This window comes from Endozoicomonas sp. ALC013, from assembly GCF_049310205.1.
In the GTDB taxonomy this organism is placed as follows: Bacteria; Pseudomonadota; Gammaproteobacteria; order Pseudomonadales; family Endozoicomonadaceae; genus Endozoicomonas.
This window is the reverse complement of the sequence record NZ_JBLYNS010000103.1, coordinates 1-19,232: the sequence shown is the minus strand read 5'-3', so window position 1 is coordinate 19,232 and position 19,232 is coordinate 1. Positions and strand designations below refer to the sequence as shown.

Here is a 19,232-nt window from a genome sequence, read left to right as displayed (position 1 = left end):
TCTGACCTGCCCTTACGGGCGGGGAGTCATTAAACATATGGTGGTGAAAAACCTGCCCCTGCCCCGGGGCTGGCGGCGTCAGATGGTCAACGCGGCAAAGGAGGGTGATATCAAGATCATCCAGACCCTGCTGCAACGGGGGGCAAAGGTGGATGCGGGCCGGACTTCAGGAAAAACCCCCCTTGCCTGGGCCGCTGCCAATAAGCACCTCGATGCTGCCCTGCTGCTGGCCAGAAGGGGTGGATCCGACCCGATCGGTCTGAGCAACCTGGGGTGTCTTTTCCAGAATGGTGGTGAGGGCATTCCGGTAGATCTGCACAAAGCGGAGCACTGGTACCTCAAGGCGGCTGAGTTGGGGGATATTGCAGCCATGTGGCAGCTGGGCCACCTGTATCAGCATGGTGGCAAGGGCTTTCCGGTAGATCTGCACAAAGCCGAGAGCTGGTACCTTAAGGCGGCTGAGCTGGGGGATATTGCAGCCATGTGCAGACTGGGCATCGTCTTTGCAAATGGTGGCGAGGGCTTTCCAGCCGATCTGCACAAAGCCGAGAGCTGGTACCTTAAGGCGGCTGAGCTGGGGGATATTATAGCCATGAACAACCTGGGCTGCCTGTATCATAATGGTGGCAAGGACTTCGCGGTAGATCTGCGCAAAGCGGAGCACTGGTACTGTGAGGCGGCTGGATTGGGGGATGCCTGCACCATGACTAACCTGGCCATACTGTATCTGGATGGCGGCGAGGGCTTACCGGCAGATCAGGATCAGGCAAAGTTCCTGTTGTTCAAGGCGGCTGGAATGGGGGATGTTGGAGCAATGACCAGTCTGGGCTGGCAGTATTTCAAGGGTAACAATGGCTTTGAGAAAGATCTGCACCAGGCGAAATCCTGGTGGCTCAAGGCGATTGAGCTGGGATGTGCTAAAGCCATGCTTCACCTGGGTTACCTGTGTCTTCATGGTGGCGAGAACTTTCCGGCAGATCTGCACCAGGCGAAAATCTGGTTGCTCAAGGCGGTTGAGCTGGGGGAAGATCCAGCCATTGTAGCTTCAGCCATGTACCAGCTGGTTTACCTTCATCACTATGCTGACCAGGACTTTGGGTTAGATCTGCGTGAAGCGGAGCGCTTGTACCTGAAAGCCATTGAGCTGGGGTCTCCTCTGGCCATGAGTAAACTGGGTCACCTGTATCTGGGTGGTGGCAAGAACTTTCCGGCAGACCAGTACAAGGGAGAACGCCTGTTGCTCAAGGCGGCTGAGCTGGGAAATGCGCCATCCATGAACACCCTCGGCAACCGTTATGTGCTTGGTGACGTGGGCTTTGAGGCAGATCCGCACAAAGCAAAACACTTTTTCCTCAAGGCCGCTGAGCTGGGATATGTTTCAGCCATGAGCAACCTGGGCTGGTTATATCTGTATGGTCGCAAACACTTTCAGGTGGATCTGCAGCAGGCGAAGCTCTGGTTGCTCAAGGCGGCTGACCTGGGTAACGCTTGGGCCATGTTCCACCTGAGTCATCTGTATGAGCATGGTGGGGCGGACTTCCCGGTAGATCTGGACCAGGCGAAGGCCTGGTTGCTCAAGGCGGCTGAGTTGGGGAATGACCTGGCCATCAAAAAACTGGAAAAAGTCTCTAAACCACAACCAGCTAAAAAACGCGGGTTTGATAAAACCTTTACTGATGAACCCGGCCACGCCCGCCCGGAAGGAGAATCCGGGGCTGGAGGCATAAAATGATGATAGCGAGGGCTTCCGGATCAGCTACAAGCGTTAATCACAAAGCTTCAATGATTCCCGGCAGAGATGTGACCCATTGATGATCATTGAGATTTTCAGAGCCTGGTAATGGATATTTTTGGGGGCTACCCGGTCTGAGTAACGGACTTAGCAATGTAACGAAGCCCCTTACATGAACAGCGTTCCATCCAGTGCGACTGTAGCCATACCCACCGCCCCCTCAAACTGCCCGATCTGCCACGATGACCTCTACCGACCTGAAAAGCCGGAGTTTGTCGGCAGGCACGTCGCCATAGCCAGGCCCTGCGGGCATAAATTCCACCTTAACTGCCTTACCCGCTGGACAGAAGCTCATCTGAAGTGCCCCTGCGGGCGAGGGGCCATTGAGGGTGTGGTGGTAGAAAACCTGACCTTGCCCAGGGGCTGGAAGCAGCAGATGGTCAAGGCGGCAAAGAAAGGCGATATCGGGATCATCCGGGCCCTGCTGAACCGGGGTGCGGACGTGGATGCAGGCCAGAGCCCGGGCAAAACGCCACTGGCCCTGGCCGCTATCAATAAGCACCTCGATGTTGCCCTGCTGCTGGCCGACCGGGGAGGGTCCGACCCAATCGGCCTGAGAAAGCTGGGGTATCTGTACCGGCTTGGCGGCGAGGGCGTTCCAGTAGATCTGTGCAAAGCGGAGCAATGGTTCCTTAAGGCTGCTGAGCTGTGGGACGCTTCCGCCATGTACAGCCTGGGCTGCCTGTATCAGGATGGTGGCGAGGGCATTGCGGTAGATCTGCGCAAAGCGGAGCGTTGGTACTATGAGGCGGCTGGACTGGGGCATATTGCTGCCATGAACAACCTGGGTCACCTTTATCAGCATGGTCGCGAGGGCTTTAAGGCAGATCCGGACCAGGGAAAGTTCCTGTTGTTCAAGGCGGCCGGGCAGGGCTGTGTCACCGCCATGTACAACCTGGGGTGCCTCTATCAGCATGGTGGCGTGGGTTTTGAGGTAGATTTACGTGAAGCGGAGCGATGGTACATAAAGGCGATTGGACTGGGGGATCCCCGGGCCATGAATAACCTGGGTGAACTGTATCTGCGCGGTGACAGGGGCTTTGAGGCAAATCCATATCTGGGAAAGCGCCTGTTGCTCAGGGCCTCTGGGCTGGGGATTACGCAATCCATGAACATCCTCGGCAACCGTTATGCGAATGGTGGCGAAGGCTTTGAGGCAGACCCGCACAAAGCGGAACAATTGTACCGCAAAGCCGCTGAGCTGGGATATGTTTCAGCCATGAGCAACCTGGGCTGCTTATATCTGTATGGTCGCAAACGCTTTCCAGTGGATCTGCAACAGGCGAAGTTTTGGTTGCTCAAGGCGGCTGATCTGGGTAACGCTGCGGCCATGTTCCACCTGAGTCATCTGTATGAGCATGGTGGGGTGGACTTTTCGGTAGATCTGGACCAGGCGAAGGCCTGGTTGCTCAAGGCGGCTGAGTTGGGGTATGACCTGGCCATCAAAAAACTGGAAAAAGCCGCTAAACCGCAACCAGCTAAAAAACGCGGGTTTGATGAAGCCTTTCCTGATGAACCCGGCCGCGCCCACCCAGAGGGCGAATCCACTGCAGCAGACAGTAACGGGCATAAAACGATGGTAGAGAAGGCTTCCTGATAGATCCACCAAATGCCCATGGTACGTGACAATATTTTGCGTCCCCCGGGAGGCTGTCCAGAGTTATTTCCGGATTATCCCGGGACCATCAAAGGAGCCATGAATCCGATAAGGAATTGTCCCGGAATAACTTCATCATTTTATTCAGTCCGGGAAAATGTCGCCGCCCGCTTCCCGCCACCCGCTGCCCGCAAAAGCACAAGTGGTTCCAGCTTTTCGGGAAGCGGGCGGCGGGTAGCGGGTAGCGACTGTAGAAATGTCGAAGTTATTTCAGGACAGCTCCTAACCAATGCTGGCCTGTTAAAGTTCACGTCGATTTAAACGACAATAAATTTGTATCTCTATACTTCCTGCATCCATAAAATTGTGTACGTTATAACCGTATAAACGCCTTATTTTCGGATATTTTGACCTGTTCTGGAATTCATGAAATATATAAAGCTGTTTTTTGATATTTTTAGATCCTGGTACGGGATATTTTTGAGATCAACACAGTCAGAGTAACAATCCCAAAAACATAAGGAAGTTACCTGGCGTGAACAGCGTGCCCTCCAGTACAGCAGTTGTTGTACCCACCGAGCCCCCAACCTGCCCGATCTGCCATGATGACCTCTACTCACCCAAAAATCGGAAGTTTGTGGGCAGGCGCGTCGCTATTGCCAGACCCTGTGGGCATAAGTTTCACTTTAAGTGCCTTTCCCGCTGGACAAAAGACCACGTGACCTGCCCTTACGAGCGGAAAGTCATTAAAAATATGGTGGTGAAAAACCTGCACCTGCCCCGGGGCTGGAAGAACAAGATGGTCAACGCGGCAGAGGAGGGTGATATCAAGATCCTCCAGGCCCTGCTGCAACGGGGGGCAAAGGTGGATGCGGGCCAAACTGCGGGTGAAACTCCCCTGGCCCTGGCCGTTGACAATAAGCATCTCAATGCTGCCCTGCTGCTGGCCGGAAGGGGAGGATCGGACCCGATCGGTCTGAGCAACCTGGGAAGACTGTTCAATGATGGTGGTGAGGGCATTCCGGTAGATCTGCACAAAGCGGAGCATTGGTATCTCAAGGCGGCTGAGTTGGGGGATGTTGAAGCCATGTGGCATCTGGGCTACCTGTATCAGTTTGGTGGCGAGGGCTTGTCGATAGATCTGCATAAAGCCGTGAGCTGGTACCTTAAGGCGGCTGAGCTGGGGGATATTGAAGCCATGTGCAGCCTGGGCATCGTGTATGCAAATGGTGGTGAGGGCTTTCCAGCCGATCCGCACAAAGCCGAGAGCTGGTACCTTAAGTCGGCTGAGCTGGGGGATACTACAGCCATGAATAACCTGGCCTGCCTGTATCAAGACGGTGGCAAGGACTTCGCGGTAGATCTGGGCAAATCGGAGCACTGGTACCTGAAGGCGGTTGGATTGGGGGATGTCTGCGCCATGAATAACCTGGCACTACTGTATCTGGATGGCGGCGAGGGCTTACCGGCAGATCATCAGGATCGGGGAAAGTCCCGGTTGTTCAAGGCGGCTGAGTTGGGGGATCTTGGAGCCATGACCAACTTGGGGTGCCAGTATTTCCACGGTGAGGATGGCTTTGAGAAAGATCTGCACCAGGCGAAATCCTGGTGGCTCAAGGCGGGTGAGCTGGGATATGTTGAAGCGATGCATCACCTGAGTTACCTGTATCTGCATGGTGGCGAGAACTTTCCGGCAGATCTGCATCAGGCGAAAATCTGGTTGCTCAAGGTGGTTGAGCCGGGAAAAGATCCAGCCAATATAGCTTCAGCCATGTACATGCTGGGCCGCCTATATCATTTTGGTGGCGCGGGCTTTGAGGTAGATCTGCATGAAGCGGAGCGATGGTACCTGAAGGCGGCTGGGCTGGGGGATGTTTTAGCCATGTACAACCTGGGTCGCCTATATCAGTATGGTGGCGAGGGCTTTAAGATAGATCTGCGTGAAGCAGAGCGATGGTACCTGAAAGCCATTGAGCTGGGGTCTCCTCTGGCCATGAGTAGGCTGGGTCACCTGTATCTGCGTGGTGGCGAAAAATTTCCGGAACATAGGTACGAGGGAAAACGACTGTTGCTCAAGGCTGCTCAACTGAGGAGAGACCTGGCCATCAAAAATCGGGAAAAAGCCTCTAAACCGCAACTCGCAAAAAAACGCGGACTTGATGAAGCCTTTCCTGAAGAACCCGGCCGCGCCCACCCAGAGGGCGAATCCACGGCAGCAGACTGTAAGGCATAAAATGATGGTAGAGCAGGCTTCCCGACAGATCCGCCAAATGCCCATGGCAGGTGACAATATTTTGCGTCCCACGGGAGCGAAAAAAGGTTCAGCAAAATATGTTTCACGACAATGAATATATATCTATACATCCTGCATCGATAAAATTGTGTGCGTTATAACCGTATAACCACCTTCTTTTCCCATATTTTGATCTGTTCTGGAATTCAGGAAATCCACAAAGCTGGTTTTTTGATATTTTCAGAACCTGGTACGGGATATTTTTGAGATCAACACAGTCAGAGTAGCAATCCCAAAAAGTAAGGAAGTTACCTGGCGTGAACAGCATTCCCTCCAGTGCAGCAGTTGTTGTGCCCACCGAGCCCACAATCTGCTCGATCTGCCATGATGACCTCTACTCATCCACCAATCAGAAGTTTGTGGGCAGGTGCGTCGCTATTGCCAGGCCCTGCAGGCATAAGTTTCACTTTAAGTGCCTTTCCAGCTGGACAAAAGGCCATGTGACCTGCCCTTACGGGCGGGAAGTCATTCAAAATATGGTGGTGAAAAACCTGCCTCTGCCCCGGGACTGGCGGCATCAGATGGTCAACGCGGCAAAGAAGGGTGATATCAAGATCATCCAGGCCCTGCTGCAACGGGGGGTGGAGGTGGATGCGGGCCGAGCGGCGGGTAAAACGCCCCTGGCCATGGCCGTTGCCAATAAGCACCTCGATGCGGCCCTGCTGCTGGCCAGAAGGGGAGGATCCGACCCGATCGGTCTGAGAAACCTGGGGGAGCTTTTCCAGAATGGTGGTGAGGGCATTCCGGTAGATCTGCACAAAGCGGAGCAATGGTATATCAAGGCCGCTGAGTTGGGGGATATTGCCGCCATGTGGCATCTGGGCTACCTGTATCAGTTTGGTGGCGAGGGCTTTTCGATAGATCTGCACAAAGCCCAGAGCTGGTACCTTAAGGCGGCTGAGCTGGGGGATATTGCAGCCATGTACAGCCTGGGCATCGTGTATACAAATGGTGGCAAGGGCTTTGAGATAGATCTGCACAAAGCCCAGAGCTGGTACCTTAAGGCGGCTGAGCTGGGGGATACTTCAGCCATGAATAACCTGGCCTACCAGTATGAGCATGGTGGCAAGGACTTCGCGGCAGATCTGTGCAAAGCGGAGCACTGGTACCTGGAAGCGGCCGGATTGGGGGATGCCTGCGCCATGAATAACCTGGCCCTACTGTATCTGGGTGGCGGCGAGGGCTTACCGGCAGATCATCAGGATCAGGGAAAGTTCCTGTTGCTCAAGGCGGCTGGAATGGGGGATGTTGGAGCCATGACCAACCTGGGCTGCCAGTATTACGAGGGTGACAATGGCTTTGAGAAAGATCTGCACCAGGCGAAATCCTGGTGGCTCAAAGCGGTTGAGCTGGAAGGTGTCAGGGCCATGTTTAACCTGGGTTACCTGTATCTTTATGGCGGCGAGGGCTTTGAGGCAGATCTGCACCAGGCGAAAATCTGGTTGCTCAAGGTGGTTGAGCGGGGGAAAGATCCAGCCATTATAGCTTCAGCCATGTACCTGCTGGGCTACCTTCATCACTATGCTGACGGGGGCTTTGGGGTAGATCTGCGTGAAGCGGAGCGGTGGTACCTGAAGGCGGCCATGCTGGGCGATGATTCCGCCATGAACAAGCTGGGTGGCCTTTATCTGTATGGTGACGAGGGCTTTGAGATAGATCTGGACCAGGCGATCCCCTGGTTGCTCAGGGCGTCTGAGCGGGGTAATGCTTCAGCCATGAACAAACTGGGCACTCTGTTTGAGCTAGGTAGCAAGGGCTTTGTGGCAAATCTGTATGAAGCGGAGCGCTGGTACCGTATGGCAGCCAGGCTGGGGCATGCCAAGGCTATGAAAAACCTGAGGAACCTCAAAAGCAGTGTGGAGGTAGCTTCCTGATAGATCCGCCAAAAGCCTTTGCGTATTCAGAGTGCATTCAGGCAGAGGATGAATCAGGAAGATTATATCGGCCGGGTTATTTTTTCGGCTTATTGGAGAACAGCCTGTCCAGGGTCATTTTAGGGTCAGCAAAGGAGCCATGAATCCGGTAACGGATGCTGGCCAGCTGATCCACCTGTTTGCCCACCAGTCTGTCCGCAATGTAAATAATACCCGCCACCTGGGGAGCAGTGCCCAGCAGTACGCTGAGAATCGGCAGATTGGATGACACAGGCAGGGTAACCACCAGACTCAGATCCAGCTGTTCGGTGTTGGTATCGATAGTGCCATCCAGTTTGAAGTCGGAAGACGGTCCTTCGATCACCATGGGTGAATTGAAGGTAATCAGTCCCCGGTTAAAGTTCAGGCTGCCCTTGATTTGATCAAAACTGATACCGGACGAGTAGAGATCGGAAAAGTCCAGCTTTATCCTTCTGGTCAGTGCTTCGGTATTAAAAATACCAAATAATTTAAGTGCTTCCGACGAGCCATTATCGACTTTGCGCAGCCGCCCCTTCTTCAGCAGCAAATCGATCCGGCCTTTCATGGTGGCAATCGAACCTCCAAGAGGCGATCCATCCCAGTTCAGGCTGGCCTCGAAACGGCTTTCCCTGGCCTCAAGAAAACCTGAAGAGCCCAGGGCTTTCTGCAATGCTGTGATGTCCGTGCCCTTAAGTTCTCCCTGAACCCAGCTGCGCTGTTCACCGTCCGTCAGCACCCAGTCTGCCAGACCATTCAGCGACATACCCGACAGCTCACCGGTAATATGATCGATCTTGACACCGTTGGGTCCATGACGAAGTTTAAAACCGATGCTTGCAGGCGTTCGGCCGCCAACCTGAATATGGTTGATGTTCACATCAAGATTGGGCAACGTTGCCGGATTGATGTCCGCCAGGCTGTCCCCGGATTCTGAAGGACTATCTCCGGAAGCGGTTTCAGAAGCAGGCTCTGGCAGATGTACACGGTCAATATAAAGAGACCACGGTGCAGTTTGCTGGTCAGGAATCCATAAATCACCTTTCAGTGTCTGTCCATCAACGGCCAGTTTCATACCTTTTCTGTCAGACTGTGACCTCTGATTCTGAACCGCCTGCTGAAGTGAAACCGATATATCCGGCCAGAGATAATCCCCATACTTCAGTGAACCGAGGCGAACATTGTCAAGGGCCAGGCGTGAGGCCAACTGTTGCTCGACAGGACTACCGGGCTGCCCTTCAAAGCGAGCCTTCCAGGGACCGAGATCCAGTTCCGGCAAAGCACCGGTCACCAGAAATTGATTCCCTGAAGGCCAGGCAGCAGAGCCTGTACCAGGGTGGGAAGCATCGTCACCCAGTGTCATCAGGGCAGACTCCGGGGAAAACTCTGGCGTCATTCTCATGTCCAGCCGCCCCAGTTTGCCCAGCGTCACACCCAGCAGCTGGTGACCTGCTTTGTTGGTCAGAGAAAACGTCAGGGGTAGCGGTGTATCCGCCGTTTTACCCACCGGCGCTGGCAGCTCAACATTAACGCCAAGCAGTTCACTGCCGACCATGAGTTCCGTGTTATTGTCGTCTAATCCCAGGGATAAGCTGGCGCGATAATCCGTTTCTCCCTCCAGCAAACTGAGCCAATCCAGCTTCAGCCAGTCCTGAAGTGAAGACACTGAGGCTCTGCCTGACCAGACAATATCGGTGGAAACGGGTTGTTGATTCTGTACCATCGAACGTATCTGAAATTGAGCCGGCTGATCAAACAGTTGACCAGATAACTGTCGTGCAGTAAGTCCACGGTCAGTGCTGTAGGAGAGATCACCGGCAATGCCTTTTGCGGCAATCCCCACCTCAGGAATCCCGAAGGTAAATGATTCCACAGCGCCACGGATATCCACTTCAGAACGGCCCGGGTCATCCAGAGGAAGTGTCAAATCAAGTCCGGCATCCAGCTGCCCCTGCAACGTCCATTGCTCTGCTGCACCCTTCATCCAGTCATTAATGGGTGTCCGGGTAAGAAAGTGCTGCAGAGTCTCGCCACTGGCATTCAGCTGACTGCTGATCCTGAGTATTGATGTCCCGTCCAGCGGCACTCGCGCGACTATATCATCCAGTTGGCCACCCGCTGACTCTGCCTGCTGGCCCTGTACTTCCACCCGGTCATCGTTAACATAAACCTGCCCGGCCAGGCCGGTAATCACTGGCCAGCCAGGCGCGTAGTCCAGCTCGCCATTCTGGAGATCAAAAAACAGTCCCCAGCGGGAATCCTGCGGGCCGATATCTCCACGCTTACCACCAGACAGCGCACCGTTATAAATAAACCCGCCCCCTGAGATATCTGCCTTGCGGATGGCGGTATCCAGCCAGTGCACCAGACCGCTGTTCATGGGCAACAAAGCTGGCAGGTATTTGCCCGTATAACGGGCATCACCATTGCTCATGCCCACCGTCAATGCCATATCCAGGGTGTCGCCTTCATGCCATTTTAACGGGATATCGAGCCTGAGCTTGCCTTTCAGATCACCTTCAGCCCCCACCAGAGCGATGTCATCCGACTTCAAAATATAAAAGTCATCAATAACATCCCAGTAAAGTCGTGCTTTGGCAGTAGCAAACGTCCAGGTCTCCCGGAACAGCTTGGGGAAGCCCAGCTGGAAGTTCCGGGTATCCAGGTCAAGATAGCCCTGCAGCAGGTTCATCCTTAACTGACCACTGACATTGCCCCCGGAAGGAGCGCCGCGCCAGGCAGCCACCGACACATTGTCAAGCCGGGCACTCAAGTCGAAATCAAACGGTTGACGGGATGGGTAAAAACGGATGGCCAGATCCTTCAACTGGCCAATGGGATTCAGGGTATTCACCAGATCAGCAAACGGTTCCGGAAGCGCATCGGTATCCAGTAACCATCGTTTAAGCAGATCCAGATCCAGTCTTTCGGTCGCTACGGTTACCGTATATTCTTCAGCTCGGCCACCGGCCAGATACCAGCTGTTTTCCCACTGATAAACCGTCCCGTTATGCAGGCGGTTTTCCAGATTGAGGCCATTCAGCCAGATCTGCCAGCTGGATTCTGACAACGGCTCCCGGGACAAAACGCCCTGCATAAATACATGGGTCTGCCCGGAAAGATGGTTCAACGCACCAGCATTATCCCGATACGTTACATCAGGAGAGGCAACCTCTCCCTGAACTTGCCAGGCCCCATCATCATAAAGCCAGCCGGTCTCCAACTGTACCACTGCTGACAGCACATCATCATAACAACCAGACCACAGGACACAGAGCTGCTCAGCATCAAGATCACTGGCGACGGCCACTCCCTGCCACCGGGAAAACTGACCAGGGCCGACGATGCCAGAGCCATCGATGGCAAGATAACCAGCACCCGCCTCAAGACGGACCGACAGATTTTTCTGGTCACCATCCGTCATGACCGTCAAATGCTGGCCACGAATATCACTGCCCTCACCATTGGCTTTGCGCATATTCAGGCGGATATCACGAATATCCACCTTCTTTTGCAGGGCAAGCCATTCCAGTGCAGAACTCTGTTGATATTCAGGAGCCTGTAATGATGACCCGGCAACCCGTTGAATACCGGATAGCGCCCACTGGGCACCATCGCCACGGACCAGCGCAACATTGACGCCATTGATTTCCAGGGATGAAAATACCGGCGTCCAGTGTAACAGTGACTCCTTCAGGCTCAATTCCAAAGCCAGCTGCGAGATACTGAACCCGGCCTGATCTGCCTCTTTACCTTTAAGCGTCAACCCTTGCATGGATAACCATGGCTCGCCATCATTCCATTGCGCAGACATGGACTCAATTTGCAGATCAGCCTGTAAACGGTCGCTGAGAACACCTGAAAGCTGAGGCAGCAGAACCGGTAGGGCACTGAACATCAGTCGCCCGAGTCCTACTAGAATGACCAGAATGGTTAACCCGGTCAGCAGCAGCCGCCAACTCCATTTCATCAAACTATTCAGTAGACGGAGACTGCCAGATGGTGCATTTTCGCCATCTGCCTCATGAATAAACGGAGCACTCCGCCTGAGGCTGTTTACCATCCGCTTCAACAACCGAGTTCCCGCCCTGACAAACCATTGGACAACTGACCATCAGCCAGCCGTATAACAAAAGTGACGCTCAACAAAATATCAATCCAGTAACCATTACCAAATACTAAAAAAACACTACCCGCTTCCCGTTAACCGCTCCCCTGAGAAGCGGGGTAGCGGTTAACGGGAAGCGGGCAGCGTTCGTTACACCAGAACTACATCAAACTGTTCCTGGGTGTAGATCGGCTCTACCTGAAAACGAATAGGCTTCTGGATAAACTCTTCAAGATCGGCGACATTATTGGACTCTTCATCCAGCAGACGGTCTATCACGGTCTCAGCTGCCAGCACCGTATAACTGTCACCATCATAGGCCCGGACAGCCCGGAGAATTTCCCGAAAAATCTCGTAGCATACCGTCTCTGCCGTTTTCAAGGTACCACGACCCTCACAGGTTGGGCAGGATTCGCACAGAACATTCTCCAATGACTCACGGGTTCGTTTGCGGGTCATCTCCACCAGGCCCAGTTCACTGACGCCGGTAAAATTGGTCTTGGCATGGTCCTGCTCCATGGCCTTTTCAAAAGCACGCTGAACCTGCCGCTGATGCTCCGGATCTTCCATATCAATAAAGTCGATAATGATGATCCCCCCCAGGTTCCGTAAACGGAGCTGGCGGGCAATGGCAACGGCCGCTTCAAGGTTGGTTTTAAAGATAGTCTCTTCCAGATTACGATGGCCAACAAAGGCACCGGTGTTGACATCGATGGTAGTCATGGCTTCGGTCTGGTCAATAATCAGATAGCCACCGGACTTCAGCTGAACTTTACGGCTAAGCCCCTTGTTGATCTCATCCTCAACGCCAAACAGATCAAAAATCGGGCGTTCGCCGGGGTAATATTCCACCCGGCCATCAATCTCAGGCACCAGCTTCTTGACGAATTTGGACACCTTTTCAAAGGTTTCCCGGGAATCAATGCGGATCTTTTCAATATTGGGATTGACCAGGTCGCGCATGGTTCGCAAGTGCAGCGGCAAGTCTTCATAGACATTGGCCGGTGCCCTGCTCTCCCGGATATTCTCTTCGATGGTGGCCCACAGCCTGCGCAGAAAGAGAATATCCGCACGCACCTCATCTTCGCCAATGCCTTCTGCTGCCGTTCTCAGAATAAAGCCACCGGCACCATCATCACCGCCAAGGCAAGACTCAACCAATTGCCGCAGACGTTCCCGCTCCTCAACATCTTCGATGCGCAGCGAGATCCCAACGTGGTTGTTTTTTGGCATGTGCACCAGATAGCGGGCCGGAATGGAGATATGGGTGGTCAGGCGGGCACCTTTGGTACCCAGGGGATCTTTGGTTACCTGAACCACCAGCGACTGGCCTTCATGCACCAACTCATAAATCGGGCGTTCCTGGGTCTCTTCCCCGTTTTTTTCATGGCGGCTGTCCTGCCTGGGCGCAATTTCACTGGCATGAATAAACGCCGCCCGTTCAAGGCCAATATCAACAAAGGCGGCCTGCATTCCCGGCAGGACACGAACCACCTTCCCTTTATAAATATTGCCGACAATACCCCGACTTCGGGCACGCTCGACATAGATCTCCTGCAGCACCCCATTTTCAACCAGAGCCACCCGTGATTCCATGGGCGTGATATTCATGAGAATTTCTTCGCTCATCCCAGTCCCTCAATTCCTTTAATGCATTGACCTGTGGTGCCTCTGCAGACGGACGATGAGTTTCGTCTCAGGCATCACAGGTCAATACACTTTCCACCATTCCTTAAAAGGCCGTCTGAGGTTGACGTACTGGTAGAAACAAAATAGATCAGTCGATCATACCAGCAATTTGCATCCGGTTTTTGCTTCCTGACAAACTTTATACCAAAAACCGTTCCATGATGTTGTGAGAGCGTATTCACGCTCTTTTTTGAACTGCAAAAACGGAGAGAAAATGAGACACCTTAGTTGGAAATAAGGACTATCAGCACGCTTGCCAGAATGGCACATTAAAATCTGTCAGAAGTCGTGCAGTCTCCATTAGCGGTAACCCGACAACACCGGAATAGCTGCCAGACAGACTCGCTACCAAAACCGCACCGTAGCCCTGAATTCCGTAGGCACCTGCTTTATCGGTCGGCTCCCCGGAGGCAATATAATCATCAATCAACGAATCAGGCAGGTCATTAAACACCACACCCGTAACCGACAACTCAGTTTGCAGCTGACTGCCATCGGTCACCGCTACTGCGGTCATCACCTGATGAGTCTTGCCGGAAAGCATCCCCAACATACGACGAGCATCGTTTGCATTCTGAGGCTTGCCGAGAATTTGATCATTACAGACCACCGTTGTATCTGCTGCCAACAAAGGCATTTTGGCAGAATCCCGGGTTACTGATGCCTGCCAGCCTGCCGCTGCCTTTTCCCGGGCCATGCGCAGCACGTACTCTGCTGGAGCCTCACCGGGGAATGGGGTTTCATCAATATCACAGGCCAGTTGCTGAAAGGAAACACCGATTTGCTGTAACAGCTCAGCTCGACGCGGGGATTGGGAAGCCAGATAGATCATATTCAACCTTTTTTTGAACGACACAGATTAGAGGGATAGATGCCTAACGTAATGCAGACGGATTATAAAAGAGTTGGAACTTATTCGTTAGTTAGTGGTCAAAAACAGCAGCAAAGCTTTAATACCCATACACCCACTCTTCCTGAGCGGAGCCAAAGGATGGGAGCACCGCACTTCACTCAGTGCGAACGGTGTGGGTATCAAAGAATCAACTACTTATAACAATACTCATAATAAAGAAACACAGGAGGTTTCTATGACAGGCCCCACCGCCGGTAATTCAGCGCTCAATTCCCCCCAGAATGCGCCAAATAGTGAATGGACCTGCGTAAGCTGGTTTAAAAAAATTTCTGACACTGTTGCCAGTAAAACATCTCGCTTTTTTGGGCGTGTTGTTGCCGCTGTGCTATCTGTAGCCGCCTTCATTCCTTCACTGGGCGTTGATCTTGTTTATGCAGCCAAGAGCCTGTATGACAGAAAAGTCACCCATCTCCAAACCAAGGTAGAGTGGATAAGAGACATTCATGATAACGATGTCAAAACTACGATGGCAAACCACAACCGTTTTCTGGCAAAGAACGTCTTACATCCTCCAGAGGCTATCCCGGAAGCAGCTCACCGACAACTGCTTGAGGCCCTGAATGGTGATAGTCCAATTGAGTTGATTACTCCAGACCAAAATGCTTTTACAACATTTAAGTTCGGGGAAGAGCTAAGAATTGGTGAATCCAGACGTTACTACGATATTGGCGGTGGACAGGCACTGGCAATGAATAATCGACCACACCAATTCTATGATGAATTAATGATGAATAGATACCTGGAAAAATTAGGTGTTCCGACCATTGAAATCAAACCCGCTGTTATTCGTTGGGAATTCGAGGGCGAAAAATACACAATGGCAACCTACATCACAACATCATTTAGCGAATACGCAAAACAAAATGCTTTCTTAATGCATAAAAAATCTACGTCAGAGGAAAATGAACTACTGGATGGTAAGAAATTGTTAGCAGTAGACGAAGACAAAGACGAAGACGAGTATATACGGACTCCTGAGAACTGGGATGAGGTTTTAAAGCCACTGGTTAATGATGTCAGAACCCTGGTTGATAATGGTGTTTCTACACGTGCCTGTTACGGAATTGCGGCTACCCACAAAGCCATCGTTGTCGGAAAAGGCAATAAATTCCACTCAGGGGGGCCTGCTGAATATGAGATTCGCGCATTTCCTTATGAATTTGTAGACGAAACGACTCAACTGGATCAACTTCCACCTAAAAAGCAGCTTACAGCCAGGGAGGAGGAAGAAATATTGCAACATTATTTCGAGTTAGCCGCTTTTGTTCAATTTAACCCCAAGGAATGGTTCTTGCCAAAAGAGTGGAAAAAACTTGTTAAAAATCTTGTCGAAAGACATATTCGCCGATGAATCTTCCTGAGAAAAGGCTGCGTTGGTTTTCTACACTCCCGGGAGAATCGCGGTTTGGTGTTTTTGCCAGCAGTTGCCTTTTCCCGGCAGGGGACTCACCGGGAAAAGGTTTTTTATTGAAGGGCAGTTTCTGGCAGGAAACACCAATTTGTTGCAGCAGCTCAGCTCGACGCAGCCATTTGGAAGCCAGATAGATCTTATTAAATCTTAAAAGAATTGAAACTTATTCACTAGATAGTGGTCAAATCTCTAGAAAAATTTACTATATCTCCAAAATATTACTTACAACTACATAATTTAAAGAAAAACACAGGAGGTTTCTATGTCAGACCCGATTGTTGGTAATCCAGCACTCAATCTTTCGCCAACTGCGCAAAATAGTGAATGGACCTGCGTAAGCTGGTTTAAAAAAATTTCTGACGCTGTTGCCAGTAAAACATCTCGCTTTTTTGGGCGTGTTGTTGCGGCTGTGGTAACTGTAGTCACCTTTATTCCTTCACTGGGCGTTGATCTTGTTTATGCAGCAGCCAAGAGCCTGTATGCCAGAAAAATCAGCAGACTCCAGGCTACTGCTCCAAATCTTCCGGTTATTCCGGGAGCCAAAGTACAATGGCGAAGATACATTCATGATGCTGATGTTAAAGCTACGATGGAACGTTACGATCGTTTTCTGGCAGAAAACCTCACACATCATCCAGATGAGATTCCAACAGCAGCAGGGCAACAATTGGATAAGGCAGCCCAAGGTAATATCCCCATTGAGCTGATTACTGAAGATGGTGTCGCAACAGTAAAACTCCATAAAGCGCTGGGAGGTGGTGGATCCAAGACTTTCTACGATATCGGCGATGGCCAGGCACTGGCAATGATTAAAGCCCCACACCAATTCTATGATGAGTTAATGATGCATCGATACCTGGAAAAATTAGGTATTCCTACCAATGAAATCAAACCTGCGGTTATTCGTTGGGAATTTGAAGGCACCACATACACAAAAGCAACCTACATCGCACCATCATTCAGCGAATACCCGAAACAAAATGCTTTCGTATTGGACAGCAAAGCCCCTTTTAATATTGTCGATCAACTGAAGGGTAAGAAACTGTTATCAGCAGGCCAGAATCCATTCATACCTGAGAACTGGGATGAAGTTTTGAATCCACTGGTTAATGATATTAGAACCCTTATTGATAATGGAATTTTTGCTCGGCACGATTCTCTAAATGCCATTCTTGTGGGAAAAGGCAACAAATTCCACTCAGGGGGGCAAGCTGATTTTGAGGCGCGTGCATTTCCATTTGATTTCTCAAGCAAAGTCGAGCAGTACGATCAGCTCCCCGTTAAAAAGCGGCTTAAAGCGAAAGAGGAGGAAAGAACATTAAGTGCCTATATTGAGCAAGTCGTTTTCATTCAATTTGATGCCACGAAATGCGCCTTGCCAAAAGAGTGGAAAGGCCTTGTTAAGGACCTTACCACAAGATACCTTCGTCGAAGAAACTTCCTGTAAAAAAAGTAGCGACAGATTTCTATCCCGGAAGAATCCCGGTTCAGTATTTCTGCCAGCAGTTGCCTTTTCCCGGCGGGAAACTCACCGGGAAAAGGGTTTTCATTTAAAGGCCATTTTCTGTCAGAAAACACCAATTTGGTGTAACAGCTCAGCTCGACGCAGCCATTGGCAAGCCAGATGGATCATATTTAATCTTAAAAGAATTGAAACTTATTCACTGCATAGTGGTCAAACCAGTAGATAATCAACTATATCTCCATATTATTATTTACAATTACATGATTTAACATGATTTAAAGAGAAACACAGGAGGTTTCTATGTCAGACCCGATTGTTAGTAATCCGGCACTCATTACCGATCAGACTACAGAGAAACATAAATGGACCTGTGCAAGCTGGTTTAACAAAATTTCTGAGGCTGTTGCCAGTAAAACATCTCGCTTTTTTGGGCGAGCTGTTGCCGCTGTGGTGGCTGTAGTAGCTTTTATTCCGTCACTGGCGGTTGATCTTGTTTACGCAGTCAAGAGCCTGTATGACCGAAAAGTTACCAAACCTCAAACTATGACCGAAAACCAGCTGCCAGTGAGCAGAACACAAACTACGACTCAAAACCCGATACCAGAGATCAGGTCACAAACTACAACTCAAAACCCGACACCTGAGACAAGGCCACAAACTACAGCTCAACACCCGACACCTGAGACAAGGCCACAAACTACAGCTCAAAACCCGACACCTGAGAGAAGGCCACAAACTACAGCTCAAAACCCGATACCTAAGAGAAGGCCACAAACTACAGCTCAAAACCCGATACCAGAGAGAAGGCCACAAACTACAGCTCAAAACCCGACACCTGAGAGAAGGCCACAAACTACAGCTCAACGCCCGATACCAAAGAGCGGGCCACAACCCCCGGCTCAACGCCCGATACCAAAGAGCGGGCCACAACCCCCGGCTCAACGCCCGATACCAAAGAGCAGTTTTAAAAGTACGGCTCAAAAACGAATGACAGAGGGTGGTTCAAAAACGCTGACTTCAAACCTTCAAGTTATTCCCGGAGCCAAAGTACAATGGCAAAGATACATCATTGATGACAATGTCAGAGATGCGATGGAAAGATACAATCGTTTTCTGGCAGTTAATGTTTCACATCATCCTGAGGAAATTCCAAAAGCAGCCTACAGTCAATTGGAGAAAGCAAGAGATGGCGGTATTCCCATTGAGTTGATTACTCAAGATGCGGTTAAAACAGTAAAACTCAAGAAGAGACTGGGAGCTGGTGCATCAAAGACATTCTATGATACTGGCGATGGTCAGGCACTGGCAATGAATGCGGCCCCACATCAATTCTATGATGAGTTAATGATGCACAGTTACCTGAAAAAATCAGGTATTCCAACCCTTGACATCGAACCCGCTGTTATTCGTTGGGAGTTTCAGGGTACCAAATACTCAATAGCAACCCATATCGCGCCATCATTTAGCGAATACGCCAAAGAAAATGCTTTTGAAGTGATCAGCAAAACCAGTCTTAAGATTTTTAATCATCTGAACGGTAAGAAAGTGTTATCAGAAGGCCAGAAGCCGTCCATACTTGAAAACTGGGATGCGGCTTTAACTCCACTGGTTAAGGATATTAGAAACCTTATTGATAATGGAGTTTACAACCCGGGTGATGCCTTCAATATGATTCTTGTGGGAAAAGGCGCAAAATTCCACTCAGGAGGTCCTGCTGATTATGAGGTTCGTGCATTCCCAATTGATTTCTCAAGCAAGATTTTTTGCTATGACCGTCTGCCCGTTAAAAATCAGCTGAAAGCTGAAGACGAGAAAACAATATTGAAGGCACATATCAAGCAAGCGGCTCTTATTCAACTCGATGCCAATGCACACCAGTTGACAAAAGATTGGAAGCGTCTTGTTGATAACCTTGCTGAAAGATACCTCCGCAAATGAAGACCTCTGTAAGTAGTTAACCAAATGAACGAGCCTCCAATTACATTGAAAACATTTGGTTAACTACTTATACCAGTGGCAAATCCCATTCACACCAGGAACTAAGTAATGATCCTTAAATAATTCCGACATTT

At 50.9% G+C, this 19,232-nt stretch carries 10 protein-coding genes; 7 read left to right on the top strand and 3 right to left on the bottom strand.

What is annotated here, in order from left to right; genetic code table 11:
- The 4 genes from ACO6V1_RS16850 to ACO6V1_RS16835 all read left to right on the top strand — a co-directional run.
- A partial coding sequence (locus ACO6V1_RS16850) for an ankyrin repeat domain-containing protein (RefSeq protein ID WP_422467744.1) occupies positions 1-1,732 on the top strand: 1,732 nt, incomplete at its 5' end.
- A gap of 172 nt (positions 1,733-1,904) precedes the next feature.
- On the top strand, positions 1,905-3,389 hold the full coding sequence (locus ACO6V1_RS16845) for an ankyrin repeat domain-containing protein (RefSeq protein ID WP_422467742.1): 1,485 nt from the start codon (positions 1,905-1,907) through the stop codon (positions 3,387-3,389).
- Positions 3,390-3,924: 535 nt separating this feature from the next.
- Entirely contained in the window at positions 3,925-5,622 is a 1,698-nt protein-coding gene (locus ACO6V1_RS16840) for an RING finger domain-containing protein (protein ID WP_422467740.1), read from the top strand.
- A gap of 317 nt (positions 5,623-5,939) precedes the next feature.
- The gene (locus ACO6V1_RS16835) at positions 5,940-7,556 is read left to right on the top strand and encodes an RING finger domain-containing protein (RefSeq protein ID WP_422449234.1); all 1,617 of its coding nucleotides are present in this window, start codon (positions 5,940-5,942) and stop codon (positions 7,554-7,556) included.
- A 76-nt stretch (positions 7,557-7,632) separates the two neighbouring features.
- On the opposite strand, the gene ACO6V1_RS16830 is transcribed toward ACO6V1_RS16835, so the two are convergent.
- The 3 genes from ACO6V1_RS16830 to ACO6V1_RS16820 all read right to left on the bottom strand — a co-directional run bounded on the left by ACO6V1_RS16830 (position 7,633) and on the right by ACO6V1_RS16820 (position 14,203).
- Positions 7,633-11,544 carry a YhdP family protein gene (locus tag ACO6V1_RS16830; RefSeq protein ID WP_422467738.1) on the bottom strand — a complete coding sequence of 1,304 codons (3,912 nt, stop codon included), beginning with the start codon at positions 11,542-11,544 and terminating at the stop codon, positions 7,633-7,635.
- A 288-nt stretch (positions 11,545-11,832) separates the two neighbouring features.
- Positions 11,833-13,311 (bottom strand): ribonuclease G, encoded by a 1,479-nt coding sequence (gene rng, locus ACO6V1_RS16825; protein ID WP_422459372.1) that lies wholly within the window; start codon positions 13,309-13,311, stop codon positions 11,833-11,835.
- A 304-nt stretch (positions 13,312-13,615) separates the two neighbouring features.
- Positions 13,616-14,203, bottom strand: coding sequence for a Maf family protein (locus tag ACO6V1_RS16820; RefSeq protein ID WP_422459370.1), 588 nt, complete (start codon positions 14,201-14,203; stop codon positions 13,616-13,618).
- Positions 14,204-14,459: 256 nt separating this feature from the next.
- On the opposite strand from ACO6V1_RS16820, the gene ACO6V1_RS16815 reads away from it, so the two are divergent.
- The 3 genes from ACO6V1_RS16815 to ACO6V1_RS16805 all read left to right on the top strand — a co-directional run bounded on the left by ACO6V1_RS16815 (position 14,460) and on the right by ACO6V1_RS16805 (position 19,098).
- Entirely contained in the window at positions 14,460-15,635 is a 1,176-nt protein-coding gene (locus tag ACO6V1_RS16815; RefSeq protein WP_422459368.1) for a hypothetical protein, read from the top strand.
- Positions 15,636-15,957: 322 nt separating this feature from the next.
- On the top strand, positions 15,958-17,142 hold the full coding sequence (locus tag ACO6V1_RS16810; protein ID WP_422459366.1) for a hypothetical protein: 1,185 nt from the start codon (positions 15,958-15,960) through the stop codon (positions 17,140-17,142).
- 318 nt (positions 17,143-17,460) lie between these two features.
- On the top strand, positions 17,461-19,098 hold the full coding sequence (locus ACO6V1_RS16805) for a hypothetical protein (protein ID WP_422467736.1): 1,638 nt from the start codon (positions 17,461-17,463) through the stop codon (positions 19,096-19,098).
- The last annotated feature ends 134 nt before the right edge of the window (positions 19,099-19,232 follow it).

Excerpts from the sequence above, each read along its gene's own strand:
- ACO6V1_RS16845 (WP_422467742.1), top strand. The coding sequence starts at position 1,905 with ATGAACAGCGTTCCATCCAGTGCGACTGTAGCCATACCCACCGCCCCC.
- ACO6V1_RS16815 (WP_422459368.1), top strand. The coding sequence starts at position 14,460 with ATGACAGGCCCCACCGCCGGTAATTCAGCGCTCAATTCCCCCCAGAAT.
- ACO6V1_RS16830 (WP_422467738.1), bottom strand. The coding sequence starts at position 11,544 with ATGAAATGGAGTTGGCGGCTGCTGCTGACCGGGTTAACCATTCTGGTC.
- ACO6V1_RS16820 (WP_422459370.1), bottom strand. The coding sequence starts at position 14,203 with ATGATCTATCTGGCTTCCCAATCCCCGCGTCGAGCTGAGCTGTTACAG.
- rng (WP_422459372.1), bottom strand. The coding sequence starts at position 13,311 with ATGAGCGAAGAAATTCTCATGAATATCACGCCCATGGAATCACGGGTG.
- ACO6V1_RS16810 (WP_422459366.1), top strand. The coding sequence starts at position 15,958 with ATGTCAGACCCGATTGTTGGTAATCCAGCACTCAATCTTTCGCCAACT.
- ACO6V1_RS16805 (WP_422467736.1), top strand. The coding sequence starts at position 17,461 with ATGTCAGACCCGATTGTTAGTAATCCGGCACTCATTACCGATCAGACT.